The sequence below is a fragment of the Aeromonas sp. R4-3 genome, from assembly GCF_040908275.1.
Taxonomy (GTDB): Bacteria; Pseudomonadota; Gammaproteobacteria; order Enterobacterales; family Aeromonadaceae; genus Aeromonas; species Aeromonas rivipollensis.
The window spans coordinates 62,046-88,382 of sequence record NZ_JBFODK010000021.1 but is presented as its reverse complement, the minus strand read 5'-3'; the positions used below and the strand labels follow the sequence as shown (position 1 = coordinate 88,382).

At 60.0% G+C, this 26,337-nt stretch carries 27 protein-coding genes; 6 read left to right on the top strand and 21 right to left on the bottom strand.

The window, feature by feature from the left end:
* Positions 1–2 precede the first annotated feature (2 nt).
* From nhaA to rppH, 5 genes are all read right to left on the bottom strand, one after another.
* Entirely contained in the window at positions 3–1,193 is a 1,191-nt protein-coding gene (gene nhaA / locus AB5Y91_RS05020; RefSeq protein WP_106884995.1) for a Na+/H+ antiporter NhaA, read from the bottom strand.
* A 295-nt stretch (positions 1,194–1,488) separates the two neighbouring features.
* The gene (gene thyA, locus AB5Y91_RS05015; RefSeq protein ID WP_111913475.1) at positions 1,489–2,283 is read right to left on the bottom strand and encodes a thymidylate synthase; all 795 of its coding nucleotides are present in this window, start codon (positions 2,281–2,283) and stop codon (positions 1,489–1,491) included.
* Positions 2,280–3,107, bottom strand: a complete 828-nt coding sequence (gene lgt / locus AB5Y91_RS05010) for a prolipoprotein diacylglyceryl transferase (protein ID WP_041207083.1) — start codon at positions 3,105–3,107, stop codon at positions 2,280–2,282. The genes thyA and lgt overlap by 4 nt, the downstream gene beginning before the upstream one ends.
* 67 nt (positions 3,108–3,174) lie before the next feature.
* Positions 3,175–5,454 carry a phosphoenolpyruvate--protein phosphotransferase gene (gene ptsP / locus AB5Y91_RS05005; RefSeq protein ID WP_213345194.1) on the bottom strand — a complete coding sequence of 760 codons (2,280 nt, stop codon included), beginning with the start codon at positions 5,452–5,454 and terminating at the stop codon, positions 3,175–3,177.
* A gap of 13 nt (positions 5,455–5,467) precedes the next feature.
* Positions 5,468–5,995: an RNA pyrophosphohydrolase gene (rppH, locus tag AB5Y91_RS05000; RefSeq protein ID WP_106884997.1), complete on the bottom strand. Its 528-nt coding sequence runs from the start codon at positions 5,993–5,995 to the stop codon at positions 5,468–5,470.
* 732 nt (positions 5,996–6,727) lie between these two features.
* On the opposite strand from rppH, the gene mutH reads away from it, so the two are divergent.
* Both mutH and AB5Y91_RS04990 read left to right on the top strand, forming a co-directional pair.
* A complete protein-coding gene (gene mutH / locus AB5Y91_RS04995; RefSeq protein WP_005332349.1) occupies positions 6,728–7,402 on the top strand; it encodes a DNA mismatch repair endonuclease MutH in 675 nt (224 codons plus the stop codon).
* Positions 7,403–7,485: 83 nt separating this feature from the next.
* Positions 7,486–7,809, top strand: coding sequence for an isoamylase early set domain-containing protein (locus AB5Y91_RS04990; RefSeq protein ID WP_005332348.1), 324 nt, complete (start codon positions 7,486–7,488; stop codon positions 7,807–7,809).
* Between the two features lie 129 nt (positions 7,810–7,938).
* On the opposite strand, the gene rplS is transcribed toward AB5Y91_RS04990, so the two are convergent.
* From rplS to ffh, 5 genes are all read right to left on the bottom strand, one after another.
* Entirely contained in the window at positions 7,939–8,286 is a 348-nt protein-coding gene (gene rplS / locus AB5Y91_RS04985; protein ID WP_005313505.1) for a 50S ribosomal protein L19, read from the bottom strand.
* Between the two features lie 32 nt (positions 8,287–8,318).
* On the bottom strand, positions 8,319–9,068 hold the full coding sequence (gene trmD, locus AB5Y91_RS04980) for a tRNA (guanosine(37)-N1)-methyltransferase TrmD (RefSeq protein ID WP_011704631.1): 750 nt from the start codon (positions 9,066–9,068) through the stop codon (positions 8,319–8,321).
* 34 nt (positions 9,069–9,102) lie between these two features.
* A complete protein-coding gene (gene rimM / locus AB5Y91_RS04975; protein WP_005332346.1) occupies positions 9,103–9,624 on the bottom strand; it encodes a ribosome maturation factor RimM in 522 nt (173 codons plus the stop codon).
* Positions 9,625–9,648: 24 nt separating this feature from the next.
* On the bottom strand, positions 9,649–9,897 hold the full coding sequence (rpsP, locus tag AB5Y91_RS04970; protein ID WP_025325696.1) for a 30S ribosomal protein S16: 249 nt from the start codon (positions 9,895–9,897) through the stop codon (positions 9,649–9,651).
* Between the two features lie 179 nt (positions 9,898–10,076).
* Positions 10,077–11,456, bottom strand: a complete 1,380-nt coding sequence (gene ffh, locus AB5Y91_RS04965; RefSeq protein ID WP_368169215.1) for a signal recognition particle protein — start codon at positions 11,454–11,456, stop codon at positions 10,077–10,079.
* Between the two features lie 286 nt (positions 11,457–11,742).
* Between ffh and ccsA the strand changes: the two genes are divergently transcribed.
* Both ccsA and AB5Y91_RS04955 read left to right on the top strand, forming a co-directional pair.
* Entirely contained in the window at positions 11,743–12,534 is a 792-nt protein-coding gene (gene ccsA / locus AB5Y91_RS04960; protein ID WP_234676010.1) for an inner membrane protein YpjD, read from the top strand.
* A 40-nt stretch (positions 12,535–12,574) separates the two neighbouring features.
* Entirely contained in the window at positions 12,575–13,855 is a 1,281-nt protein-coding gene (locus AB5Y91_RS04955; RefSeq protein WP_368169214.1) for an HlyC/CorC family transporter, read from the top strand.
* A 31-nt stretch (positions 13,856–13,886) separates the two neighbouring features.
* On the opposite strand, the gene AB5Y91_RS04950 is transcribed toward AB5Y91_RS04955, so the two are convergent.
* Positions 13,887–14,354: an Rrf2 family transcriptional regulator gene (locus AB5Y91_RS04950; RefSeq protein ID WP_106885000.1), complete on the bottom strand. Its 468-nt coding sequence runs from the start codon at positions 14,352–14,354 to the stop codon at positions 13,887–13,889.
* A gap of 111 nt (positions 14,355–14,465) precedes the next feature.
* Between AB5Y91_RS04950 and hmpA the strand changes: the two genes are divergently transcribed.
* Positions 14,466–15,659, top strand: a complete 1,194-nt coding sequence (hmpA, locus tag AB5Y91_RS04945) for an NO-inducible flavohemoprotein (protein WP_368169213.1) — start codon at positions 14,466–14,468, stop codon at positions 15,657–15,659.
* Positions 15,660–15,745: 86 nt separating this feature from the next.
* Here hmpA and AB5Y91_RS04940 read toward each other — a convergent pair whose 3' ends face one another.
* The 6 genes from AB5Y91_RS04940 to AB5Y91_RS04915 form a co-directional block, all read right to left on the bottom strand.
* On the bottom strand, positions 15,746–16,336 hold the full coding sequence (locus tag AB5Y91_RS04940; RefSeq protein WP_368169238.1) for a tetratricopeptide repeat protein: 591 nt from the start codon (positions 16,334–16,336) through the stop codon (positions 15,746–15,748).
* A gap of 401 nt (positions 16,337–16,737) precedes the next feature.
* Positions 16,738–17,673 (bottom strand): malate dehydrogenase, encoded by a 936-nt coding sequence (gene mdh, locus AB5Y91_RS04935; RefSeq protein WP_025325689.1) that lies wholly within the window; start codon positions 17,671–17,673, stop codon positions 16,738–16,740.
* Positions 17,674–17,915: 242 nt separating this feature from the next.
* Complete coding sequence (artM, locus tag AB5Y91_RS04930) at positions 17,916–18,578, bottom strand: arginine ABC transporter permease ArtM (RefSeq protein WP_289986437.1); 663 nt, start codon at positions 18,576–18,578, stop codon at positions 17,916–17,918.
* Positions 18,579–18,580: 2 nt separating this feature from the next.
* A complete protein-coding gene (gene artQ / locus AB5Y91_RS04925) occupies positions 18,581–19,231 on the bottom strand; it encodes an arginine ABC transporter permease ArtQ (RefSeq protein WP_171275409.1) in 651 nt (216 codons plus the stop codon).
* Positions 19,232–19,234: 3 nt separating this feature from the next.
* Positions 19,235–19,972 carry a transporter substrate-binding domain-containing protein gene (locus AB5Y91_RS04920; RefSeq protein WP_025325686.1) on the bottom strand — a complete coding sequence of 246 codons (738 nt, stop codon included), beginning with the start codon at positions 19,970–19,972 and terminating at the stop codon, positions 19,235–19,237.
* 24 nt (positions 19,973–19,996) lie between these two features.
* Positions 19,997–20,737, bottom strand: coding sequence for an ATP-binding cassette domain-containing protein (locus AB5Y91_RS04915; protein WP_163135598.1), 741 nt, complete (start codon positions 20,735–20,737; stop codon positions 19,997–19,999).
* A 200-nt stretch (positions 20,738–20,937) separates the two neighbouring features.
* Here AB5Y91_RS04915 and argR point away from each other — a divergent pair, with 200 nt between their 5' ends.
* Positions 20,938–21,408: a transcriptional regulator ArgR gene (gene argR / locus AB5Y91_RS04910; protein WP_005308670.1), complete on the top strand. Its 471-nt coding sequence runs from the start codon at positions 20,938–20,940 to the stop codon at positions 21,406–21,408.
* A 78-nt stretch (positions 21,409–21,486) separates the two neighbouring features.
* Here the strand turns inward: argR and AB5Y91_RS04905 are convergent, their stop codons facing one another.
* The 4 genes from AB5Y91_RS04905 to AB5Y91_RS04890 form a co-directional block, all read right to left on the bottom strand.
* The gene (locus AB5Y91_RS04905) at positions 21,487–22,392 is read right to left on the bottom strand and encodes a Dyp-type peroxidase (RefSeq protein WP_368169212.1); all 906 of its coding nucleotides are present in this window, start codon (positions 22,390–22,392) and stop codon (positions 21,487–21,489) included.
* A gap of 81 nt (positions 22,393–22,473) precedes the next feature.
* Positions 22,474–23,508, bottom strand: a complete 1,035-nt coding sequence (locus AB5Y91_RS04900) for an ABC transporter ATP-binding protein (RefSeq protein ID WP_368169211.1) — start codon at positions 23,506–23,508, stop codon at positions 22,474–22,476.
* Positions 23,509–23,579: 71 nt separating this feature from the next.
* Positions 23,580–25,205: an ABC transporter permease gene (locus tag AB5Y91_RS04895; protein WP_368169210.1), complete on the bottom strand. Its 1,626-nt coding sequence runs from the start codon at positions 25,203–25,205 to the stop codon at positions 23,580–23,582.
* 39 nt (positions 25,206–25,244) lie between these two features.
* Positions 25,245–26,252, bottom strand: coding sequence for a Fe(3+) ABC transporter substrate-binding protein (locus tag AB5Y91_RS04890; RefSeq protein ID WP_163149534.1), 1,008 nt, complete (start codon positions 26,250–26,252; stop codon positions 25,245–25,247).
* Positions 26,253–26,337 lie beyond the last annotated feature (85 nt).

Here is a 26,337-nt window from a genome sequence, read left to right as displayed (position 1 = left end):
TCTCATAACCCCTCCGTGCTTTGATTCGCCTCCCGATTGGGCAGCGATATCCGCAGGGCGATAAAACCGATCACGGCCGCCAGGGTGGATCCCACCAGGATCCCGAGGCGTGAGTAGCTGCCGTAGTCCAGTCCGCCATGCTCGAATGCCAGCGATGCGATGAACATCGACATGGTAAAGCCGATGCCACACAGGATGCTGACCGCAAAGATCTGCTTGAAGTTGACGCCGCTCGGCAGCTGAGCGATGCCGAGTTTCACCGACAGCCAGCTGATGGTGAAGATGCCGAGGGGTTTGCCGATGAAGAGCCCCAGTATGATGCCCATGGGCACCGGGCTGAGCAGATCCGACAGCTGGATCCCGTCGAGGGAGACCCCGGCGTTGGCAAAGGCAAACAACGGCAGTATCAGGTACGCACTCCAGGGGTGCAGCACATGCTCCAGGTGTTTGAGCGGCGAGGCATAGCGCTTCCCGGAGATAGGGATCATGAAGCCAACGATGACGCCGGCCAGGGTCGCATGGACGCCGGACTTGAGCACTGCAACCCAGAGCACCAGACCCACCAGCATGTAGAGGCCGATCCTGTCCTCACCGCGGCGATTCATCCAGAGCAGAGTGAGGGTCGCCACTATGCCGACCGCCAGTGCGGTCAGCGACAGCTGCTGGGTATAGAAGAGGGCGATGATGATGATGACCCCAAGGTCATCCATGATGGCCAGGGCCAGCAGGAATACCTTGAGGCTGGTCGGCACCCGCTTGCCGAGCAGCGCCATCACCCCGAGGGCGAAGGCGATGTCGGTTGCGGCCGGAATGGCCCAGCCGGCCCGGGTCACTTCGTCTTCATAGTTGAAGAAGGCATAGATGAGCGCAGGGGCCAGCATGCCGCCCACGGCGGCGATGGCCGGGAAGGTGGCCTGCACCCGTGATGAGAGCGCCCCCTCCAGCATCTCACGCTTTACTTCCAGCCCGACCAGCAGGAAGAAGATCGCCATGAAGCCGTCGTTGATCCAGAGCAGCAGCGGCTTGTTGATGTCGAGGGCGGCAATGCGCACCTGTACCTGGGTATTGAGGAAACTCTGATAGTGCTCCGCCAGGGCAGAGTTGGCCAGACCGATGGCCACCAGGGCGGCCAGGATCAGAATTATTCCGGAGGCTGACTCCAGTTTGAGAAATCGCTTGAACACATCGCTCATGGTCTAACTATCCATAAAATTGTACTTTTTCAGTCTAGGGGCCGAGTGAGTTAATGAAAAATCGTTTCTAACTGCCAATAACAACGGAAAAACCGAAGGCAAAATGAATCATGCCTGCTATAAGCACGTTTTACCCCGCCTTCATGAGCCCACTGAGCATTCTTTTTTTTGCATATTTATTCTTTTCAGCCATGAAAAAGGCGCCCGCAGGCGCCTTTCGAACAGATGGAATAACGTAATACCGCCACGCGGGGGATCCCGCCGAGTGCCGCACGCCATCACGGCGGATGCGGGATCAGATGGCGACAGGGGCCTTGATACCCGGATGGGGATCATAACCCTGGATCTCGAAGTCCTCGAACCTGTAGTCGAAGATGGAGTCCGGCTTGCGCTTGATCACCAGCTGCGGCAAGGGACGCGGCTCGCGGGAGAGCTGCAGCGCCGTCTGCTCCATGTGGTTGGAGTAGAGGTGCACGTCGCCACCGGTCCAGACGAAGTCGCCCACGGCCAGATCGCACTGCTGGGCCATCATGTGGGTCAGCAGGGCGTAGCTCGCGATGTTGAACGGCAGGCCGAGGAAGACGTCGCAACTGCGCTGATAGAGCTGGCAGGAGAGCTTGCCGTCCGCCACGTAGAACTGGAAGAAGGCGTGACAAGGGGCGAGCGCCATCTTGTCCAGCTCACCCACGTTCCAGGCGGAGACTATGATGCGGCGGGAATCCGGGTTGTGCTTGATGTCATCCACCGCCTTCTGGATCTGGTCGATGACGGCGCCATCGGCCGCCGGCCAGGAGCGCCACTGGGCACCGTAGACAGGGCCCAGATCGCCGTGCTCGTCGGCCCACTCGTCCCAGATGCTGACGCCGTGCTCCTTCAGATAGGCGGTGTTGGTGTCGCCATTGAGGAACCAGAGCAGCTCGTGAATGATGGAGCGCAGGTGGCACTTCTTGGTGGTCACCAGCGGGAAACCTTCCGCCAGATTGAACCGCATCTGATGACCGAACAGGGAGACTGTCCCCGTGCCGGTGCGATCGGATTTGACGGTGCCTTCATCCAGGATCTTCTGCATAAGGTCGAGATAGGCCCTCATTGCTTCGCCTCCTTCGCCGCGTTGCCGAACAACTGCGGACGCTTGTAGGCGACCCAGATCATCAGGGCGCCGATGATGATCATCGGAGTGGAGAGGATCTGGCCCATGCTGATCTCCTGGAAGTAGAGACCGAGCTGGCTGTCAGGCTGGCGTACGAACTCCACCAGGAAGCGGAACAGGCCGTAGAACAGCAGGAACATGCCGGAGATGGCGCCCCGTGGCGGGTTCTTGCGCCAGAACAGGTTCAGTATGATGAAGAGCACCACACCTTCCAGAGCGAACTGGTAGAGCTGGGAGGGGTGACGCGGCTCGGGGCCGGCCTCCGGGAAGATGATGGCCCAGGGCACGTCTGTGACCCGGCCCCACAGCTCGCCGTTCATGAAGTTGCCGATGCGGCCGACACCGAGGCCGAACGGAATGAGCGGCGCCACGAAGTCCGCCACGGTGAAGAAGTGACGCTTGGTCTTGTGGGCAAACCAGATCATGGCGGTGATGACACCGATCAGGCCTCCGTGGAACGACATGCCGCCGGTCCAGATCTTGAACAGGTAGGTGGGATCGGCCAGGAAGAGATCGAAGTTGTAGAACAGCACATAGCCGATACGACCGCCCAGGATCACCCCGAGGAAGCCGTAGAACAGCAGATCGGAGACCTCATTGCGAGTCCAGCCACTGTTGGGCGCGTCGGCGCGGCGGCCCGCAAGCCACATGGCAAAGGCGAAACCAAACAAATACATGAGACCATACCAGCGTACCGATAGTGGTCCCAAACTGAATGCTACGGGATCAATCTGCGAGAAAACCCAATATCCGTCGTGCTGCATGGCGCGGCCCCAGTCATAAGAAAAGCCGCATTCTCCGATCATTCGTCAGCAGGAACAAGACTGAATATCAATCGGGCAACTTGGCCTTGTGGCCCGCGCGCAGCAAACCGCCCAGACCGTGCTCTTCCAGGTAGCGGGCAAACAGGCCACGGAGCACGTGGGGATTGTCGTGCTTGAGGCCATCTGCCATCAGCGCCTTCAGCTCGCCGAGATCGGATTGACGCAGCACGTACTTGATGCGGGATATGTTGTGGGTGTTCATGCTGAAACGGCGATAGCCCATGGCCAGCAGCAGCAGCACGCCGACCGGATCACCGGCCAGCTCGCCACAGACCGAGACCGGCTTCTGGTAGCGATGGGAGGCATCGACCAGCAGTTGCAGGGCGCGGATCACCGCGGGATGGAAGGCGTCATAGATGCTGGCAACCCGGGCGTTGTTGCGATCCACCGCCAGCAGATACTGGGTCAGGTCATTGCTGCCCACCGACCAGAAGTCGATGAGGGGGGCCATCTCCGGCAGGATGTAGAGGGCGGAGGGCACCTCTATCATCACCCCGAGGCTGGGGTAGCGGATCACCGCATCGCGGCTCGCCGCCTCTTCCGACACTTCACGCCAGGCCTGATCCAGCAGCCGGCGGGAAGCCTTGATTTCACTGACGCTGCTGATCATCGGCAGCATGATGGCCAGATTGTCCAGCCCTTCGCTGGCGCGCAGCATGGCCTTGAGCTGCACCAGGAACAACTCGGGGTGATCCAGGGTGAGCCGGATCCCCCGCCAGCCAAGGAAGGGATTTTCCTCCACTATGGGGAAATAGGGCAATTGCTTGTCCCCCCCCACGTCCAGGGTGCGCATGCAGACCGGGCGATCCCGATAGGTCTCCAGGATCCCGCGATAGCGCGCCGTCTGCTCCCATTCGGAGGGGAAGCTGTCCTGCAGCATGAAGGGGATCTCGGTGCGATAGAGCCCGACCCCGTCCGCCAGATGATTGAGGGAGATCTCGGTGTCGGCACTGAGGCCGGCGTTGAGCAGCAAGGAGACAGGAGTGCCGTCAGCCGTCTCCGAGGGTTGGTTGTCGACGCTGCGCACCAGAGTATCGAGCGCCCGCTCCTCGCTCAGCAGCTGCCGGTACTCGGTCAGGATCACCTGATTGGGTTCGATGAAGAGATCGCCGCTGTAACCATCGACGACCAGGGTGCGACCACCTATGTCACCCAGGGGCAGATCCACCCCCATGATGGCCGCCACCCCCATGGCACGGGCCAGGATGGCGGCATGGGAGTTGGTCCCCCCCTTGAGCGACACCACGCCGCTCAGAAATTCCCGCGGGATCTCGGCGAGTATGGTGGCGGTCACCTCGTCGGCGACCAGCACCACCGGCTCCCCTATGGTGAGCTGCTCGGGTTCGTCTTGCACCAGACGGCTGATGAGCCGCTGGGCTATGTCTTTCACATCGGTGGAGCGCTCCCGCAGGTAGGGATCCTTCATCCCCTTGAACTGCTCGATCAGCCGATCACTGATGATCTTGACCGCAGAGATGGCGGTCCAGTGCTCCTTGCCGACCTTGTTGCGGATGGGCTTGATGTAGCCGGGATCGTTCAGCAGGTGCAGATAGATGTCGAAGATGGCGACCGAATCCTGGCTGTAGCTCTCGCGAAAGCGTAGCGCCAGGCTCTCCAGATCGTGGCGCACTTCTTCCACCGCAAGCTCCAGTCGGGCCAGCTGCTTGCCGTGGTCCTCGTCCTTGCGCGGGGTGATGCTGTTGAGCGCCTTGCGCGGGCGCCACACCCAGGCCTTGGCGATGGCGATGCCACTGGCGCCGGCGATGCCGCGCAGCGGCTTGCTCCAGTCGGTCTTCTGCAACCAGCCCTTGGCCTGGGCTTGGGCGATGCGCGCCGCCAGCTGCGCCGCCAGGGTGACCATGAAGGACTCTTCCCCCTCATCGAACAGCCGGCTCTCTTTCTGCTGCACCACCAGAATGCCCACCACCTGACGCTGGTGCATGATGGGGGCGCCGAGGAAGGAGCGAAATGCCTCTTCCGCGACATCGGGCAGGAACTTGAAACTGGGGTGAGAAGGCGCATCGGCCAGGTTGATCAGCTCTTCCCGCTGACCCACCAGACCGACTATGCCCTGCTCGAACGGCAAGGTGGCCTTGCCCACCGCCGACTCGGCCAGGCCATCGGTGGCCGCCAGTCGATAGCGGCGCATGTCGGGCTCGGCGACATAAACGGAGCAGCAGTCCACCGTCATGGCGAGCCGGGTCTGGCTCACCAATGCTTGCAAGGCCTGTTCGAGGGTGTTGGCCTCGGCCATGCTCTCGACGATGCGTCTGAGTTCCGTCAGCAACTAATTGTGCTCCTTAGCGCGAGCGGTTGCGCCGCCCATCCTTTCGATTAACCTGCACCACCGGCACCGGCATGGCCAGCGGGGCAAACTCCTTCATCACCCGGCGGTAAACTTCCCGCTTGAAGGAGACGACCTGACGAACCGGGTACCAGAAGCTGACCCAACGCCAATCATCAAATTCCGGGTGACCATGACAGCCGAACTGGATCCTGGACTCTCTGCCAGGATCGAGCTGCAACAAAAACCATTTCTGCTTCTGGCCAATACAGACCGGTGAACTGTCCCAGCGAACGAGTCGTTTGGGTAAGCGATACTTCAGCCAGTTGCGACTGGTCGCCAGTATGGTCACATCCTCGGGCTTGAGGCCTATCTCCTCATACAGCTCACGATACATGGCCTGTTCCGGCGATTCACCATCATCAACTCCCCCCTGCGGAAACTGCCAGGAGTGCTGCCCATAGCGCTTAGCCCACAATACTTGCCCGTCACGGTTACAGATCACGATGCCGACATTGGGACGAAATCCGTCGCCATCTATCACGTGATCACCTTATAAAGGCTGAATCTATAAAGAGATTGTTCCACATTCACCCCGTGGCGGCAAACAGGGACTGTCATCTTCCACTCATGAATAACTTGGCATTTCAAGCAAAGTTATAAACAAACCGGAAGGACAAGCTCCGCAAGTTGCCCACCCAGACTGTGCATAAGCCTGTGATCAAGCGGGTATATACAGTAGTTTTATACTACGACTTCAAATCATGCCGTATCATACCCGATTCATATAAAAACAAAATATTCATTTAAATACATACAGTTAATATTTAAAGACTGGATCAAGATCCATGTCTTTTGCGCCCGAGGATCCTGGCTGTCAATTGTGAACAAGTTCGACTGTTCAAAGATCCACCAAGGCTAGTTTATCCACAAGGATGGCGCATTATCTGCACCGATATGGCGAGAAAAATCGGCGTGCTCTCACATTTATTTCTGATGCCGGGCCCTGTATCACCACTTTATGTCAGTTATCCAAGATTTCTGTGGATAACTATGTGCAACAGCCAGGCCAAACCCTTGGACAACTCGCAGCAACCGGGATCCTCTCATTATCCAGGCTGGAGAACAAAGTCAAATTCCTTTAAAATCATTGCCATAGATGAAAATTCACAATCCTGCCCCCCCTGTGTATAGCCGGGCAAGGATCGGTTACAAAAACAGCGATCCTCTGTCAGGATCACACTTGTCCACCCCTTCTCGCCAACAGGAGCCCCTCATGCCCGACAACCCACAGTCAGAGCAGGAATTGCTGGCGCGCGCCTACGCCATGGCGGGCTTCACCCTGGCTCAGCTCGCAGCGACGGCCGGCATCCCGGTGCCACGGGATCTCCGGCGGGACAAGGGCTGGATCGGCCAGTTGATCGAGTGGCAGCTGGGCGCCAGCGCGGGTAGCCGACCGGAGCAGGACTTCCCCGATCTCGGCATAGAGCTCAAGACGATCCCGATCGATCCTCAGGGCAAACCGCTGGAAACCACTTTCGTCTGCGTCGCCCCCCTCATCGGGATCAGTGGCCAGCGCTGGGAGGAGTCCAATGTGCGCAACAAGCTGTCGCGGGTACTCTGGATCCCGGTGGAGGGCAGCCGCACCATCCCCGTCGGTGAGCGCCGGGTCGGCATGCCGTTGCTATGGAGCCCGAACGAAGAAGAAGACAGGTTGCTGCGTCAGGATTGGGAGGAGCTGATGGACATGATAGTGCTGGGGGAGGTGGAGCAGATCAGTGCCCGCCACGGCCAGGTCATGCAACTGCGCCCCAAGGCGGCCAACAGCAAGGCACTGACCCGCGCCATCGGCCGCAATGGTCAGCCAATCCAGACACTGCCAAGGGGCTTTTACCTCAAGATTGACTTCACTCACCAGTTGCTTCGGCGTCATTTCGCCCTGCCTGCCTGACGATTGCTATCAACATCCTTGTCATAAAGTGATATAAAAATGAACAGCGCTACTTTCTTCGCAGTCAGTGACAAGGAGTCGATATGCCGATCAACAAACAATTTCTCAAGTCCCGCCCCGAGGTCAAGGTGACCTTCGCAGTGGAAAAAGAGGCCGCAGGCGAGGCCGAACAGGTCTTGCTGCTGGGGGAGTTCAGCCAGTGGCAACCCATTGAATTGAAAAGAATGAAGAGCGGGGAGTTCAAGGCGACCCTCAACCTTCCCACCGATGGCCCCAGCCATTTCGAGTATTGCTACCAGCTGGTGCAGCCGGACGGGGAGACCCGTTATGACAACGACTGGGAAGCGGACGACTACGTGCCTGGCCCCTTCGGGCGCGACAACTCTGTGGTGCGGGTCAGTCAGTAGACGACGACCAGAACACTAACACCTCTGACCGATACCCGAATTACAGACACAAAAAAGGCTCGCCATTGGCGAGCCTTTTCACTACCTGTCGAGCTTTTCGCCGACATACCGACACCAATTCGAATCGAATTAGTTGAGCTTCTCTTTGATACGAGCAGCTTTGCCGGACAGGTTGCGCAGGTAGTACAGCTTGGCGCGGCGAACATCACCACGACGCTTCAGTTCTACACTGTGGATCAGCGGAGAGTGAGTCTGGAATACACGCTCAACACCTTCGCCGTTGGAGATCTTGCGAACGGTGAAAGCAGAGTGCAGACCGCGGTTACGCTTGGCAATGACGATGCCTTCGAAAGCCTGCAGACGCTCTTTACCACCTTCTTTAACACGAACTTGAACACGTACGGTGTCGCCCTGGGCAAAAGCCGGGATGTCGGTACGCAGTTGCTCTTGTTCAAGCTGCTGAATAATCTTGCTCATTGTCTTTCCTTACCTAGGATAAACTGAAAACTCTACTTAACGCTGTCACGCACTTCGCGGACATACTCGGCAAGAAGTGATTCTTGCTCGTCAGTCAGAGCTAGGTTGTTAATAAGTTCCGGCCTTCTCTGCCAGGTTCGTCCGAGCGACTGCTTGAGACGCCAGCGCCGAATCACTTCGTGATTGCCGCTTGTCAGCGCCTCGGGCACCGCCAATCCATCCAACAACTCCGGCCGAGTGTAGTGGGGATGATCCAGCAGGCCATCCGTGAAGGAGTCCTGCTCGGCACTGGCCTGATCGCCCAGGACCCCGGGGACCAGACGCGAAACCGCATCGATCAGGGTCATGGCAGGCAACTCGCCACCACTTAACACGTAATCCCCGATAGACCACTCTTCGTCGACTTCGGTTTGTATCACGCGTTCATCGATACCTTCGTATCGACCGGCGACCAGAATCAGTTTCTGATTCGTCGCCAACTCGGTTACGCCCGCTTGAGTCAGCTTGCGCCCCTGAGGAGAGAGATAGATGACTTTCGCCCCGTCTCCCGCCGCTTGCTTGGCTGCATGAATCGCATCACGCAGCGGCTGAACCATCATCAGCATCCCAGGCCCACCACCATAAGGACGATCATCGACCGTACGGTGCTTGTCGTGGGTGAAATCCCGAGGGTTCCAGCACTCAATCTGCAGCAGGCCACTCTTGACGGCCCGACCCGTTACCCCGTGCTCGGTAATGGCTCGGAACATTTCCGGGAAGAGGCTAATCACCCCAATCCACATAAGAAACCTCCGGCACCCGTGTTAGCGCGGGAAACTAGAAACCAGGATCCCAATCAACTTCGATTGTTCGAGCAGTCAGATCAATGTTCTTGATCACCTGCTCTTCCAGGAACGGGATCAGCCGCTCCTTTGCACCAAAGGCATCTTTTACATTGGCCTCAACCACCAACACATCGTTGGAGCCGGTTTCCATCAATTCGGTCACCTTGCCCAGGTCGTATCCCTTGGTGGTCATCACGGAGCAACCAATCAGGTCACGCCAGTAGAACTCACCTTCAGGCAACGCAGGCAACAGATCGGCGGCTACGCCAATCTCGACATTGGTCAATGCCAGGGCATCCTCGCGAACATCGATACCATCGAGTTTGCAGATCAGACCCTTGTTGTGACGCTTCCAGGCCGAAACCTGAATCTCACGCCACACCCCGTTCTGATTGATCAGCCAGGGGTTGTAATCGAAAATCGCTTCGGCAACATCGGTGAAGGAGTTCACTTTAAGCCAGCCCTTGATGCCGTAGACGGTACCCAGGGTGCCCAGAACTATAGGTTTTTCCACCTTAACTCCTTACCGTTTGGCTGATTAAGCAGCTTTTTTAGCGTCTTTGATCAGCTTGGCAACGCGGTCAGAAACAGCGGCACCAGTAGCAACCCAATGCTCGATACGAGCCAGGTCCAGGTTCAGCTTTTCAGCGTTACCAGCAGCAACCGGGTTGAAGAAACCAACGCGCTCGATGAAGCGACCGTCACGGGCGCAACGGCTGTCAGAAACTACTACCTGGTAGAACGGACGCTTTTTCGCGCCACCACGTTGTAAACGAATGGTTACCATATCGTCCTCATGAACATCTAATGAACAAGGCCTGCAAATACGCAGACCCTAGCTTAAAATAAGCCGCGTAATTCTACTTGGATTCGTAATAATTGCAACCAAGCCTGCTATTTTTTGCGCAGGAGCTGGCATGAAAAAGGCTCACCGAGGTGAGCCTTTTTGCCTGACAAGCAGGAACATCAGAACGGACCGCGTCCGCCACCACCGAATCCGGGCGGCAGCATGTTCTTCATCTGGCCCATCATCTTGCGCATGCCGCCCTTGCCGGACATCTTCTTCATCATGCGCTGCATCTCGGTGAACTGCTTGAGCAGCTTGTTCACGTCTTGCACCTGCATACCGGAACCCGCGGCGATGCGACGCTTGCGGGAGCCCTTGATGAGATCGGGATGGGCACGCTCCTTAGGCGTCATGGAGCTGATGATGGCCTCCATCCGCACTGTGATCTTGTCATCCATCTGATCTTTCACATTATCCGGCAGACCGGACATGCCGGGCAGCTTGTCGAGCATGCCCATCATGCCGCCCATGTTGCGCATCTGGGCCAGCTGCTCGCGGAAATCTTCCAGATCGAAACCCTTGCCGCTCTTGACCTTGCTGGCCAGCTTGGCGGCTTTCTCCTTGTCGACTGTGCGTTCCACTTCCTCGATGAGCGACAGCACATCGCCCATGCCGAGGATACGGGACGCGAGTCGGTCCGGGTGGAAGGGCTCAAGGGCGTCGGTCTTCTCGCCCATACCGATGAACTTGACCGGCTTGCCGGTGATGTGGCGCACCGACAAGGCGGCACCGCCGCGGGCGTCGCCATCCGCCTTGGTGAGGATGACGCCGGTGAGCGGCAGCGCTTCGTTGAACGCCTTGGCGGTATTGGCGGCATCCTGACCTGTCATGGCATCCACCACGAACAGGGTCTCGACCGGCTTGATGGTGGCGTGAAGATCCTGGATCTCCGCCATCATCTCGGTGTCCACGTGCAGACGACCGGCGGTATCGACGATCACCACGTCATAGAATTTCTTGCGCGCCTGATCGATGGCTGCGGTAGCGATCGCCACCGGCTTCTGGGTCACATCGCTCGGGAAGAAATCGACCGCGATGTCATTGGCCAGGGTCTCGAGCTGCTTGATCGCCGCGGGGCGATAGACGTCGGCACTGACCACCAGCACCTTCTTCTTGTGGCGCTCTTTGAGCAGCTTGGCGAGTTTGCCCACAGTCGTGGTCTTACCGGCGCCCTGCAGACCCGCCATCAGTATGATGGCCGGCGGCTGGACGGCCAGATTGAGCTGCTCGTTCGCCTCCCCCATGACGGAGACCAGCTCGCCATGCACTATCTTGATGAAGGCCTGGCCCGGGCTCAGGGACTTGGCCACTTCCTGGCCGACGGCACGCTCTTTCACGCGGGCAACGAAGTCACGCACCACCGGCAGGGCCACGTCCGCCTCGAGCAGCGCCATGCGCACTTCACGCAAGGTATCCTTGATGTTCTCTTCGGTCAGCCGGCCACGGCCACTGACATTGCGCAGGGTGCGCGAGAGTCGTTCAGTCAAATTCTCAAACATGACGCATTCCGATTCTTGGCGTAACTAGTGGGGCATTATACCCCAGTCAGCACTGTGAGGACGATTACTCACCGCTTGCGGCGGTGACCCGCCATCGAATGAGCGGGTGTAACAAATGGAGGGCATTATACCCCAGTCAACGCCGGAGGACGATTATTCGCCGCACGGGGCCGTCAGCTGCTACTTATATATGGGCAGTTAGCCCCTGGCACAACTGGCGAGCATATCTTGTGCAAGGTATACTGCCCCTCTTATCCATAAAAGCTTGTTCGACAACGACCTGGTTATGATCGTGATCTCTGTTCTGGCCCTGGCGTTTTACCTGCTGGCCATCATCGCCTCTCTGCACCTGCTGCTCAGCGCCAAGCCCGTCGGGCAGGTGTCGCTGTTTGCCTGTGTCGGCCTGGCCCTGGCCGCCCATGGCGTGGCGGTGGGAAGCGAGGTGCTGGCCACCCATTCCGGCCAGAATCTCAGCATGTTGAACGTCGCGTCCCTGGTCAGTCTCATCATCAGCTGCTTCATGACCTGCGTCACCCGCCGCTTCAACGGCTGGATCCTGCTGCCCGTGGTCTACAGCTTCTCGGCCTTGCTGCTCGCCGCCAGCGCCCTCATACCGGGTCGCTACATCACCCATCTGGAAGCGCATCCCCAACTGCTGCTGCACATAGGGCTCGCCTTGATGGCCTATTCGGTGCTGATGATCGCCTGCCTCTTTGCGCTCCAGCTTGCCTGCTTAGATCGGCAGCTAAAGTCCAGAAAGATCAGCCATCTGCCAGCCATGCCGCCCCTGATGACGGTAGAGAAGCGGCTTTTCCAGCTCATCTCCGCGGGCCTCTTGCTGCTGACGCTCTCCATCGCCTCGGGCCTGTTCTTCCTGGAAGACATGTTCGCCCAGGGCAAATCCCACAAGGCCATCCTCTCGATCCTGGCCTGGTGCGTCTATGCCTTGCTGCTGTGGGGTCACCACACCCGAGGCTGGCGTGGTCGCAAGGTCATCATGTTGAGCCTCATCGGCAGCGTCATCCTGACCCTGGCCTACTTTGGCAGCCGCTTCGTCAAGGAAGTCTTGCTGAGCTGACGGTTCAGCCACCCCAAAACCACCCCAACAGGAGCCCTTCTTGGACAGTATCTCAACGAGCACATTACTGATTGTTCTCGTTATCTTGATTGTTTTGTCAGCCTTCTTCTCCAGTTCCGAAACCGGTCTGATGTCTCTCAACCGCTACAAGTTGCGGCATCTGGCCCAAACCAAGCACAAGGCGGCCCGTCGGGTCGAAAAGCTGCTGGCCCGACCGGACCGCCTGCTTGGCCTCATCCTGATCGGCAACAACCTGGTCAACATCCTGGCCTCCGCCATCGCCACCATAGTCTGCATCCGGCTGTTCGGGGACATCGGCGTCGCCGTTGCCACCTTCGGCCTCACCCTGGTGGTGCTGGTATTCGGGGAAGTCACCCCCAAGACACTGGCTGCCATGTTTCCCGAACGCATCGCCTACCCCGCCTCCTGGGTCCTCAAGGGGCTGATGGTACCCTTCGCCCCCCTGGTCTGGCTCATCAACAGCATCACCAACCTCTTGCTCAAGCTGCTGCGGCTGGAACATCGCAAGGATGACTCCCTCAACACCGAAGAGCTGCGCACCATAGTCAACGAGGCGGGCAGCCTCATCCCCCAGCGCCATCAGGAGATGCTGATCAGTATTCTGGATCTGGACAAGATGACGGTAGAGAACATCATGGTGCCACGCAGCGAGATCTCTGCCATCGACATCAATGACGACTGGAAGATCATATTGCGCCAGCTGGCTCACTGCGCCCATACCAAGATCCTGCTCTATCGCGACAATATCGACGACGTTGTCGGATTTTTACACTCTCGTGACGCCCTCAGGCTGGTCGCCAGAGACCAGTTCAGCAAGTCCAGCCTGCTGCGGGAAGTCGATCCCATCTACTTCATTCCACAGGGCACGCCGCTCAACGTGCAGTTGGCCAAGTTCCAGCGCAACAAGGAGAGGATCGGGCTGATTGTCGACGAGTATGGCGATATTCAGGGGCTGATCACCCTGGATGACATCCTGGAAGAGATAGTGGGCGACTTCACCACCTCCATGGCCCCGGCGCCAAGCGACGAGATCCACCCCCAGCCGGACGGCTCCTTCCTGGTGGAAGGCTCCGCCAGCATCCGCGAGCTGAACAAGGAGATGCACTGGCACCTGCCCATTGACGGCCCGCGTACCCTCAACGGGGTGATCCTGGAGTACCTGGAGGAGATCCCCCAGCCCAACATCAGCGTCAGGCTGGCGGGTTATCCCATCGAGATCATCGAAGTCGAGAACAACATGGTGAAGATGGCGAAGATCATGCCACATCTCTACCGTAACGAGTCAGGTTACGAGGATTGAAAAAAGGCTGCCGATGGCAGCCTTTTTCGTCTCACTCGTTCTCGTCATCCGGCTCCAGCACCAGGGTCGGGATCAACTCGCCGAACACCTGCTGCAGCTCGTCACGGTTGGCCAGCAAGTCTTGCAGCGTATAGCCGTCCATCACCGCCAGGAAGGCGTTCATCGCCTCCTTCAAGGCACTCTTGAGCAGACAGACAGAGACGATGTGGCACACCGGCGAGTTGCAGTCGATGCCGTCCAAGTTGCCTTCCAGCGCCCGGATCACCTGGCCTATGTTCACGCTCTCAGGGGAACAGGCCATGCGGATCCCGCCATTCTTGCCACGCTGGGACTGCAGATAACCCAGCTTCACCAGCTGGTTAACCACCTTCACCATGTGATTGCGAGAGACGTCATACAAGGCAGACACCTTGGCCACGCTCGACAATTCCCCCTCCGGCAAGGTGGCCAGATAGAGCAGGGCTCTCAATCCAAAATCGGTATAGCTTGTTAGTCTCATAGTGCCTGTGGCGCATAGCGCAAAGAATTGATGATTGATCCAGATCAATTAAACATTTAGGATGCAACTTATTAAGTGACATTCCAGATGTTCAATTAGAAAGGACCTCCTATGTTAGACCAAGCCACCATCGCCGTCATCAAGAGCACCATTCCTTTGCTCGAATCGGCGGGGCCTGCCCTCACCCAGCACTTCTACCAGCGCATGTTCAACCACAACCCCGAGTTGAAGGATGTGTTCAACCTGGCCCATCAGCGCAGTGGCGGTCAGCCCCTGGCTCTGTTCAGTGCCGTGGCGGCCTACGCCAGGAATATCGACAACCTGGGGGCCCTGGCCGGAGCCGTGGAACGCATCGCCCACAAGCACACGGGTTTCCTGATCCAGCCGGAACAATATCACATTGTGGGTAGTCATCTCTTGGCCACGCTCAAAGAAATGGGTGGCAGTGCGGTGACGGACGAGGTGCTGGAGGCCTGGGGCAAGGCCTATGGCGTGCTGGCCGACATCTTCATAGGTCGGGAGGGGGAGCTCTACCGGGAGAAGGCGAGCGAGCTCGGTGGCTGGCAAGGGGCCCGCCCCTTCCTCATCAAGGAGAAGCGCCAGGAGAGCGAGCTTGTCACCTCCTTCGTGCTGGCGCCCGTCGACGGCAAGCCCGTGCTGCGCTTCAAGCCGGGGCAATATATCAGCATCAGGCTCAATCACCCGTCGCTGGAGCATCAGGAGATCCGTCAATACTCCCTCTCCGATGCCCCCAATGGCCACGACTACCGCATCAGCGTCAAGCGCGAGCCCCAGGGCCAGGCCTCCAACCTGCTGCATGACAAGCTTCATGTCGGTGACGAGGTGGCGCTGATGCCGCCGGCGGGGGACTTCTTCCTGCAGACCGAGACGGCCACCCCGGTGGTGCTGCTCTCCGCCGGTGTGGGCCTGACCCCCATGCTGAGCATGCTCAACCAGTTGCTGGCCGAACAAGCGGGAACTGAAATCCGCTGGCTCCATGCCTGCGAGCATGGCACCCAGCACGCCTTCAAGGAAGAGATCCAGGCCAAGAGCCGCCAGCACGCCAGTTTGCAGAGCCGGATCTGGTACAGGGTGCCTGCCGAGCAGGACGTGCAGGGGAAGGACTACGACTTCAGCGGCACCATTGCGCTGGAACAGGTCACGGACCTCATCCCGGCCAACGCCCACTACTACTTCTGCGGTCCTCTGGGCTTCATGAAAGCGATCAAGACCCAGTTGCTGGCCCTGGGCGTCCCCGCAGACAGAATGCACTACGAGGTATTCGGCCCCCATCAGGATCTCTGATCCCGCCTCCTGCCCGGGGAAATGCACAAGGCCCACGAACGCAGGTTCGTGGGCCTTGTTGTATCCAGTGACCTGGCTTGCCGAGCCTAGTGCATCGCCTTGGCGCGGGCGATGGCATTGGCGGGCATGCGATTACCGAGCCGGCTCAGCAAACTCGCGGCCTTCTGGTGGGTCACCTTGTCCCCGATGACGGCACCGTGCAGCCAGTGGTAAGCCTCTTCGTAATCCAGCGGACTGCCCATGCCCTGCAGCAGCATCTCGACCCACTCTATCTGGGCCCGCTGGAAACCCAGGCTGGCGGCCTCCCGCATCAGGGTCTCGGCCCGCACCAGATCCTTCTGGACCAGGATGCCTTTCCAGTAATAGCGCCCCAGCTGCTCCAGTGCCGGGGCCAGGCCCTGATTGGCCGCCTCCCACATGTATTGCACGCCGACCTGGGCGTCCGGCTTGGTGCAGACGCCCCAGGCCAGCATGTCCCCCCACAGGAACTGATAGGCCGGGATCTTCATCACAGAGGCGCGCGCCTCTATGTCCTGGGTCAGCTGGCACCTGTCCTGCTTCACCCGGGTCAGATGACGTCCCTGCTCTATCCAGTTGAGCAGCTCGTCCTGGCGATAGAGCGGTACCGCCTGCAGCTCTCCGGTGACCAGAGATCCAGGGTTCACCGCCTTGGGCAGCGGTGCAGCCGCCGGGGCTGATGTCACGGGGGCAGGTGCGGCAACGGTCGACAGCACAGGGGCCGGATCACCAGCAGGCACCGCGGCTGACGGTACAGCTGCGGTGGCCGGTGGGGTCGCTGGCGCAACCGGCACTGGTGCGCTCGATGGCAAGGCCGCCGAGGGCACCGGGAAGGAGGTGGCCGCCACCGACTGGGTTGGCGTGGCCGCGGATACCGGCTCGGCCCCCTGCAAGGGGAGGCTGCACAGACCGACGAGGCCGATGAGGGTACTGGGTTTCATCATAGGGATCTCCTGCTGCCCTCTTTATCGGCAGCCGGGTCCATCTCCTTAGTCCGCCATGGCAAACCCCGGAAATGACAAAGGGGAGCCTGGGCTCCCCTCATGATCGACGCTGCGGCTTATTTGACGAAGTCGACACCCAGCTGGATATCGGCCTTCAGGGTAGCCAGCATGCTGTCCATGGACTCTTGCTCGAAGGCGCTCAGCTTGCCGTAGTCCAGCACGCTCTCGACACCGTTCTTGCCCAGCAGTACCGGCTGCGCGAAGAAGGTGGCGTGCTCGCCATTGCCTTCCACATAGGCGCACTCGATGACGTTGGCTTCGCCCTGCAGACCCTTGATGAGCGACAGGCCGAAACGGCAGGCTGCCTGACCCATGGAGAGAGTGGCAGAACCGCCACCGGCCTTGGCTTCCACCACTTCGGTACCGGCATTCTGGATGCGCTTGGTCATGGCTGCCGCTTCTTCTGCGGTGAAGCTGGCCCCTTCGATCTGGGACAGCAGCGGCAGAATGGTCACGCCACTGTGGCCACCGATCACGTTGACGCGGATCTTGTCGATGTTCAGGCCCTTGGCCTCGGCAACGAAGGTCTCGCCACGGATGACGTCCAGGGTGGTCACGCCGAACAGGCGACGCTTGTCATAAACACCGGCCTTCTTCAACACTTCGGCGGCGATGGCGACCGTGGTGTTGACCGGGTTGGTGATGATGCCGATCAGTGCCTTGGGGCAGGAAACGGCACACTTCTCCACCAGGTTCTTGACGATACCGGCGTTGATGTTGAACAGATCGGAACGATCCATGCCGGGCTTGCGCGCCACGCCGGCAGAGATCAGCACGACATCGGCGCCGACCAGAGCAGGGCTCGGATCTTCACCGCAGAAACCTTTTACTTTCACGTCAGTCGGGATATGGCTCAGGTCCGCCGCCACGCCCGGAGTGACCGGGGCAATATCATACAGGCTCAATTCGGAACCGGCAGGCAGGCGATTTTTCAACAGCAGAGCAAGGGCTTGGCCGATGCCACCGGCGGCACCCAGAACGGCAACTTTCATGATCAACTCCATGTCTAAGCGTAGGTTTAAGGTTGTTTCTAGTTGGGTTAACGCTGTTTCTTATTGTGCGCCTCACCTTAAAGGATCCCCTGCTAAAAAACAATCTGATAACAGTTGTAATCACGGGTTCTGTGAGCCAGGGAACAAGCGGCGACGAAATCGGAGAGGAATATGCGATAAATGGGAGGAAAGACACAGATTTCCTGTGTCTCCCTCACCATTAAGAGGTAAATACGACTGCTTCAGGACTGGAATGCCAGTGCTCGCTTCTCGCACCAGCGGAAACCAATTGTTAACAAACCATTCATGGTCAGGTAGAGGCCCCCGGCCACGGTGAACACCGCCAGGGTGTCATAGGTCTGGGCGTTGAGACGCTGGGCCAGCCCCATGATGTCCATGATGGTGATGGTGCTGGCGAGGGAACTGCCCTTGAGCACCAGGATCACCTCGTTGGAGTAGGCGGGCACCAGCCGACGGGCGGCGTGACGCGCCTTCATCCACAGGGTCTGGCCGGCCGAGAAACCGAGCGCTCGGCAGGCTTCCACCTCGCCGGCGGGGATGGCATCGAGCGCCCCCTTGAACAGCCGGGTGGAGTAGGCCGCGGTGTTGAAGCCGAGCGCCAGCACGGCGCAGAACCAGGGCTGCTTGAGCAGCGGCCAGAGCGGGCCGGCCTTGAGCCACTCGAACTGACCCGGCCCGTAGTAGATGAGGAAGATCTGGATGAGCAGAGGCGTGCCGGTGAAGATCAGCACCCACAGCTGCACCAGCTGGGTCGCCACAGGAATGCGGCGCTCCAGCACCCAGGTCATGCCAGCCGCCAGCAGCACGCCGAGCAGCAGGCTGAAGGCGGTGAGCTGCAGGGTGATGGCCAGCCCCCCCAGCAGGGTCATCAGGTAATCCTGCATGATCAGCCTCCGTAACGGCGGGTATAGTTGGCAGCCTGCTTGAGGCCGAACTCGCTCACCAGGCTGATGGCCAGGTAGATGAGGGCCGCAGCGGCATACCAGGTGAAGGGTTCATAGGTGCTGGCCGAAGCCATCTGTGCCTGGCGCATCATCTCGTTCACCCCGATGAGGGAGACCAGGGCCGTGTCTTTCAGCAACACCAGCCACTGGTTGCCGAGCCCCGGCAAGGCGTGACGCCAGGCCTGGGGCAGCACGATGCGAAAGAAAATGTGGCTCTTGCCAAGGCCCAGCGCCAGCGCCGCCAGCCGCTGCCCGGCGGGCACCGCATTAAGGGCGGCCCGCAGAGTCTGGGTGGCGTAACTGGCGAACAGCAGGGAGAGCGCCAGCACGCCGCAGGCGAAGGGGCTGAACTCCACGTACTCGCCGGTGATGAGGAACAACACCTGGGTCGAGCCGAAGTAGATGAACAGCACCACCAGCAGCTCGGGCAAACCACGAATGAGCGTGGTCAGGGTGGCCACAGGCCACACCAGCCAACTGCGCTTGCTGAGCTCGGCGGCGCTGAACGCCAGCGCAAGCGCCATGCCCCCGACCAGTGATGCCAAGGCCAGCCCCAGGGTCATCCAGGCTGCATCCAACAACAGGCTCAGCATGGCTTACTGCGCGAAGTACTTGTCATAGATCTTCTGATAGGTGCCGTTGGCCTTGATCTCGGCCAGCCCCTTGTTCAGCTGAGTCAGCAGCTCCTGGTTGCCCTTGGCCACAGCGATGCCAAAGCCGGTACCGAAGTACTTGGCGTCGGTCACCGGCGTGCCGATGACAGCGTACTCCTTGTGCTGCTTGAGCCAGTCGGCGGCGACGGCGGTGTCGGCGAAGACGCCGTCGGTGCGACCGTTCATCATGTCGAGGAAGGCACTCTGGTAGCTGGCGTAGGGCACGGTCAGCAGACCCTTGCTCACCCAGTTGTCCACCAGGTAGGACTGGTGGGAGGTGCCGTTCTGCACGCCGACCGTCTTGTCCACCAGCTCTTCAGGCCCCTTGAAGGCACCCTTCTTGGCCACGAATACCGCCGAGTTCTCGTAATAGATGTCGGAGAAGTCGACCTGGGCGGCCCGCTCCGGGGTCACGTCCATGGCGGCGATGACGGCGTCATAGCGACGGAACTTGAGGCTGGGGATCAGGCTGTCGAAGGCCTGGTTGTGGAAGCTGCACTCCAGCTTGGCCTGCTCGCAGACGGCGCGAGCCAGATCGATGTCAAAGCCCTGGAATTCGTTCTTGTCATCCAGGTATTCGAACGGCGCATAGGTGGCCTCGGTGGCGAACTTGATCTCCTTGGCCAGCACCGAGGTGCTCAGCAGACCCATGGCAGCAACCAGCAACAGACTCTTTTTCATGACAGCTTCCTTATCGATTCAGTATCAATGCATCAAGAATTCGGCAAACCGGCTGGTTTGCGGAGATTGGAAGATGGCGGCGGTGCCGGATTCGATGATCCGCCCCTTCTCCAGATAAATCACCTGACTGGCCACCTTGCGGGCGAACTCCACCTCGTGGGTCACCACTACCTGGGTGATGCCGGTCTGGCTCAGGGTGCGGATGATCTCCGCCACCTCTTTGGTTATTTCAGGATCGAGCGCCGCGGTCGGTTCATCGAACAGCAGCACCTGGGGATCCATCATCAGGGTACGGGCTATGGCCACCCGCTGCTGCTGACCGCCGGAGAGGCGCGCAGGCCAGGCATCCCGTTTGTCGGCCAGCTGCAACTGGGCCAACAGGTAGGCGCCCTTCTCGATGGCGGCCTCGCGGCTCATGCCCAGCACCTTGACGGGGGCTTCAATCAGGTTCTCCATCACGGTGAGATGGGGCCACAGATTGTACTGCTGGAACACCATGCCCACCTTGCGGCGCAAGGCCTGGGCCTGACGGTTGAATTCCGCGGCAGAGAGGCTGGACGGGAAAGAAAATTCACTGTCAGCAATGCGCAGCACACCCGCATCCGGGGTGTCCAGCAGGTTCATCATCCGCAGCAGCGAACTCTTGCCCGCACCGCTCGGGCCCAGCAATACCAAGGTCTCGCCGGGTGCGGTCCGGAAGCTGACCTGTTGCAGTACCGGCACCTTGTGCCAGGATTTTTCGATGCCGATTAATTCGATACCCATACAGCCCAATTGAATAAGTTTTCAAAATTTCGTCCTGATTCTAGCGCCAGCATAAGTTGATGCAAGCTATATTTGAATCAATATGCAGAACAAGCGCCGCTTCCTTGCCAAAACAGGCATATGAATGCAAAATAGCAGCGCTGTTCGTATCTGCCGCCTGAGCGTGACAGGCGGTCACCTCCCTCATTCGTGAGTCCAAGATGAAACATAACGACAAGCAAGAAAAACTGGCCAAGGCCTTTAAAGCCTTGCTGAAAGAGGAGCGATTTGGCTCCCAGGCAGAGATAGTCACTGCCCTGCAAGAGATGGGCTTTGAGAACATCAACCAGTCCAAGGTCTCGCGCATGCTGAGCCGCTTCGGCGCCGTACGCACCCGCAACGCCAAGATGGAGATGGTCTACTGCCTGCCGGTGGAGCTGGGTGTGCCCACCACCTCCAGCCCGCTCAAGAATCTGGTACTGGATGTCGACCACAACGGCGCCCTGGTGGTGATCCACACCAGCCCGGGTGCGGCCCAGCTCATCGCCCGCCTGCTCGACTCCCTCGGCAAGGCCGAAGGTATCCTCGGTACCATAGCCGGTGATGACACCATCTTCATCACCCCGACCAGCGACACCGACATCGAAGAGCTCTACCTCTCCGCCCTCGAGCTGTTCGAACAGACCCCCTGATCGGGTCGCGCTCGCGCCACCTGAACGAAAAATCCCGGCCAAGGCCGGGATTTTTGTTTCTGCGCGTTCGGCAAGTCGTTACTTACCCTGGGCGACCATAAAATCGATGGAGGGGGCGAAGAAGGCGGCCCCTGTCACCGCCCTGGTGAAGCGCAGCAGGTGATCGAAGTGGCTGCCCTCCCCCTTGTACATGCTGGCCAGCATGGCATTGAAGTGCTGCGGGGTGCGGCAGCAGGAGATGAAGTAGAGCCCCTGCTCGGTCATGGTGCCCCAGGGCATGCTCTGGCGCAGTATCTCCATGGACTCCCCCTTCGGGGTCTTGAGGTTAACCCGCTTGATGTGGGAGGTCAGCGGCTTGTCGGCCGACTCGTACTCGATGTTGTCCGCCTTGGTACGGCCAATGATGTCTTCCTGCTCCTTCAGGGCCAGCTTCTCCCAGTCGCTCATGGCATGGACCCAGCGCTGGACATGGACATAGGATCCGCCGGCAAACTCGCCCCCCTCCAGCAGTGCCACCTCGGCCCTGTGCTCATCCTGGGGGTTCTCGGTGCCGTCGACGAAACCGGTCAGATCCCGGCAGTCCAGATTGCGGAAACCACGCACCTCTTCGGCCAGCTCCACCAGTCCGGCCAGCAGCGCCATCACCCGCTGCCCGGCGTGATGGAGCACGTCGACCCGATCGGCACGCAGTTGCACGAAGAGATCGAACGGGGTATTCGGGGCCTCCTGGCCGTTGGCAGACTGCGCCATAAAGCCACGGAACTGGGGCGGACGGGCGGCAGGGTAGATGGCATCCCAGCCCTCGGCACCGACGGCGACCAGACCGCTGAAACCGGCGTCGGGGAAATCGGCACTCACCGCATCCCACAGAACCGGCAGCTTGGCCAGACGGGCCGCCAGCTCGGCACCGTCACCGGTGCGATTGAACATCAGATAGAGGGCATGCAGATTCGGCTCTGCGCAGATCCCGGCTTGAGCTTTCATTTCTCTCTCCAAAGACATTGGCTATGGGCGTGGCGCGATTATAAACCGGAACCGGGTCAATTCCTTGATTTCACATCACTATCAGGGCATCTGTTCGAACAGCACCAGGGCATGGGGGGCCACGGTCACCCGCGCCCTCTCCCCTTCAAGAGGCTCCCCTATGCTGGCCTCCAGCACCTGACCGGCGCACTCCACCAGCACCCGGCAGTGATGGCCGAGGAACTGCTGCTCCCGCACCAGCAAGTCGCCATCAGCGGCGGCCGTCAACACCAGCTGCTGGGGCCTGAGCATCAGCTGCAGCCGCTCTCCCGGGGAGCGACCGTGCGCTTCATGGCCACAGATGACCCCGAGCGCTGTCTGCACGCAGTGGCTGTCCACCACCTCGGCCGCCAGATAGTTGACCCCGCCGAGAAACTCCGCCACGAAGCGGTTCTCGGGGCGGCGATAGAGCTGCTCCGGCTGGCCCACCTGCTCGATATGACCGGCCCGGAACAGCGCCAGCCGATCGGCGAAGGCGAACGCCTCCTCCTTGCTGTGGCTGACGAAGATGGCGCCGATTCCCTGACGCTTGAGCAGGGCGCGGATCTCCAGGATCAGCTTCATCCTCACCTGGGTGTCGATGTTGGAGAAGGGCTCGTCCAGCAGCATCAGCCGCGGCTTGCAGACCAAAGCGCGGGCGATGGCGACCCGCTGCTGCTGGCCACCGGAGAGCTGATGGGGATAGCGATCCCCCAGCCCCTGCAGGTTGACCAGGGTCAGCGCCTCCTCGATCTGCTGCTGGCGGCTGTCGCGAGGCGCCCGGGTCAGCCCGAAGCCGATGTTCTCGGCCACCGTCAGATGGGGGAAGAGGGCGTAATCCTGAAAGATCATGCCGATGTGGCGACGCTCAGGCGAGACCGTCACGCCGGGCCCATCCAGCAGGGTCTCGCCGAGACGAATGCTGCCTTCCGCCAGCGGCAGCAGGCCGGCGACGGCCTTGAGCAGCGTGGTCTTGCCACAGCCACTCGCTCCGAGCAGGCAGACGATCTCGTTGTCGGCCACCGTCAGGGAGAGCTGTTCCAGCACGTTCTGGCCGTTGTAACGGCAGCTTACCTTCTCTACTTGCAAGCAAGACAAGACTCGGTTCCTCTCGTTTCATGGCATCCCCGCCGCCGGCCGGGATGCCCTCATATACCCTGATAACGGGCCTAGTGACCCGGGCTATCCAGGCTGCGGTTGACCCAGATAAGCGGCACCAGCCCCACCAGCACTATGACGATGGCGCCGAGCGCCCCCCGTTCCAGCATCTCGTCCGAGACGAACTGGTAGACGTGGGTGGCCAGGGTCTCGAAGTTGAACGGCCGCAGCAGCAGGGCCGCAGGCAGCTCCTTCATGGATTCGATGAACACCAGCATGGCACCGGCAAAGAGGCCGCGTCGCACCAGGGGCAGATGCACCCGGCGCAACATGCCCCCCGTCCCCTGCCCCAGGGAGCGGGCCGCCATGTCGAGGCTGGGGGAGACCTTGCCCATGCTGCTCTCCACCGAGCCGATGGCGATGGCCACGAAGCGCACCAGGTAGCCGAATACGATGGCGGTGAGGGTGCCGGTCAGCAGCAGGCCTGGCCCCTGCATCCCGAGCCACTCGGCCAGATCGTTGAGACCAAAATCGAGCGCCGTCAGCGGCACCAGCACCCCGATGGCCAGCACTGTGCCCGGCATGGCATATCCGGTGGCGGCGATGCGCAGGGGCAGCAGGCTGCGGGTGCCGCCATCGAGGCGGCGGAAGAAGCCGAGCAGCAGGGCTATGGCCATGGCAAGCAGGGCTGTCAGGGCCGAGATGAGCAGACTGTTGCCAGCGAAACGCACGAATTCCGGCGTCCACGACAGTGCGAAATAGCGCACCCCGTAGTCCAGCAGTATCACGAACGGCAGGCCGAAACCGGCCAGCACCAGCCCCCAGCACCAGAGCCCGGCCAGCAGACGGCTGGCCCCCTTGAGGGGGTAGCGCAGGGGCTGCTCATGGCCCATGGATTTCTGGAACACCTGCTGACGCTGGCGGGAGCGGCGCTCCAGGGCGATGAGCAGCACCACAGCCAGCAACATCAGGCAGGAGAGCCGTGCGGCTGTGGCCAGGCTGCCATAGCCGAGCCAGGTGTCGTAAATGGCCGTCGTCAGGGTGTTGATGGCAAAGAAGTGGACTGTAGCGAAGTCCGCCAGTGTCTCCATCGCCACCAGCGACGCCCCCACCATGATGGCAGGACGGGCCAGGGGCAGGCTGAGGCGACGAAAGCTCTGCCAGGGGGTGCAACCGAGCAATCGGCTGGAGTGGATCAGGCTGACCGACTGCTCTAGGAAGGAGGCGCGCGCCAGCAGATAGACATAGGGGAAGAGCACCAGCGCCAGCACCCAGGCGGCACCGCCGAGGGAGCGGATGGCTGGGAACCAGTAATCGGCCGGGCTTTGCCAGTCAAACAGGGATCTCAGCCCCGCCTGCAGCGGGCCCGAGTAGTCAAGCAGGTCGGTATAGACGTAAGCCACTATGTAGGAGGGCATGGCCATGGGCAGCATCAGCGCCCACTGCAGGACGCGGCGCCCCGGCACCTGGCACATGGCGACCAGCCAGGCGGTGGGCACCCCGAACAACAGGCTGAGCAGCACTACCCCCAGCACCAGCCCTGAGGTGTTGCCAAGGTAATCGAGCAGCACCGTATCGGCGAGGTGGCGAAACAGGTCTCCGTCTGCCGAGAAGGCAGAGAAGATGAGGGCAAGCACCGGTAAGCCCAGCAGCAGGGCGGTGGCCCAGCTGCCGGCAATCCATCCAAAATTTTTCATGAGACCACAGCGATTGATGGGGCCTTAGGCCCCATCTGATTACAAGTCGAATTTCACTTCATCCAGCAGCTGCAAGGCATCCTTGCGGTGCTTGGCATAGTCGCTGACCGGCATGGGGTCAGACTTGAAGCTACCCCAGGACTTGACCATGGCGGAAGGCTCGACCCCGGCCTTGACCGGATACTCGGCATTCACGTCCGCATACATGTGCTGGGCGGTGTCGCCAGAGAGGAACTCCATCAGCTTCTGGGCGGCTTCCTTGTTCTTGGCGTACTTGGTCATGGCCACGCCGCTCACGTTGACGTGGGCACCGCGATCAGCCTGGTTCGGGAAGTTGATGTAAACCGCCTCGGCCCAGGATTTCTGCGCCGGATCTTTCAGCATGGCGCCCAGGTAGTAGCTGTTGCCGAGGGAGACATCACAGATACCATCCTTGATCGCCTTGACCTGATCCCGGTCGTTGCCTTGCGGCTTGCGCGCCAGGTTGGCCTTGACCCCTTCCAGCCAGGTCTTGGTGTCCGCCATGCCGTGATGGGCAATCATGGACGAAACCAGCGCCACATTGTACTCGTGCTTGCCACTGCGGGTACAAATTTTTCCTTTGAATTCAGGCTTGACCAGATCTTCGTAGCGGATGGTGTCGAGCTTGCCGAGCCGATCCTTGCTGGAGTAGATGGCGCGCACCCGGGTGGTCAGGGCAAACCACTTGTTGTCCGGATCACGATAGATGGAGGGGATGTTCTCCTGCAGCGTCTTGCTGTCCACCGGTTGCACCAGATCCTTGTCCACCAGATCGGTCAGGCGGCTGATGTCGACGGTCAGCATCAGATCCGCCGGGGAGAGCTTGCCTTCGCGCTCCAGGCGCTCGTTCAGCCCCTCTTTGGCAAATACCACATTGACCTTGATCCCGGTCTCTTTCTCGAACTGCTGGATGATGGGCTTGATCAGCTCATCCTGCCGATTGGAGTAGACATTCACTTCAGCGGCGGCAAAGGCCGACTGGGCGATCAGCGAGGAGAACAGCAGCGCCAACATCTTCATTTTCATCATCCATTCCTTGTCTGTGCATATAGTGATAACTATTTTCGTTTGCATTCTGCATGAATCGGGATGAGAGGATCAAGGCGGTTTG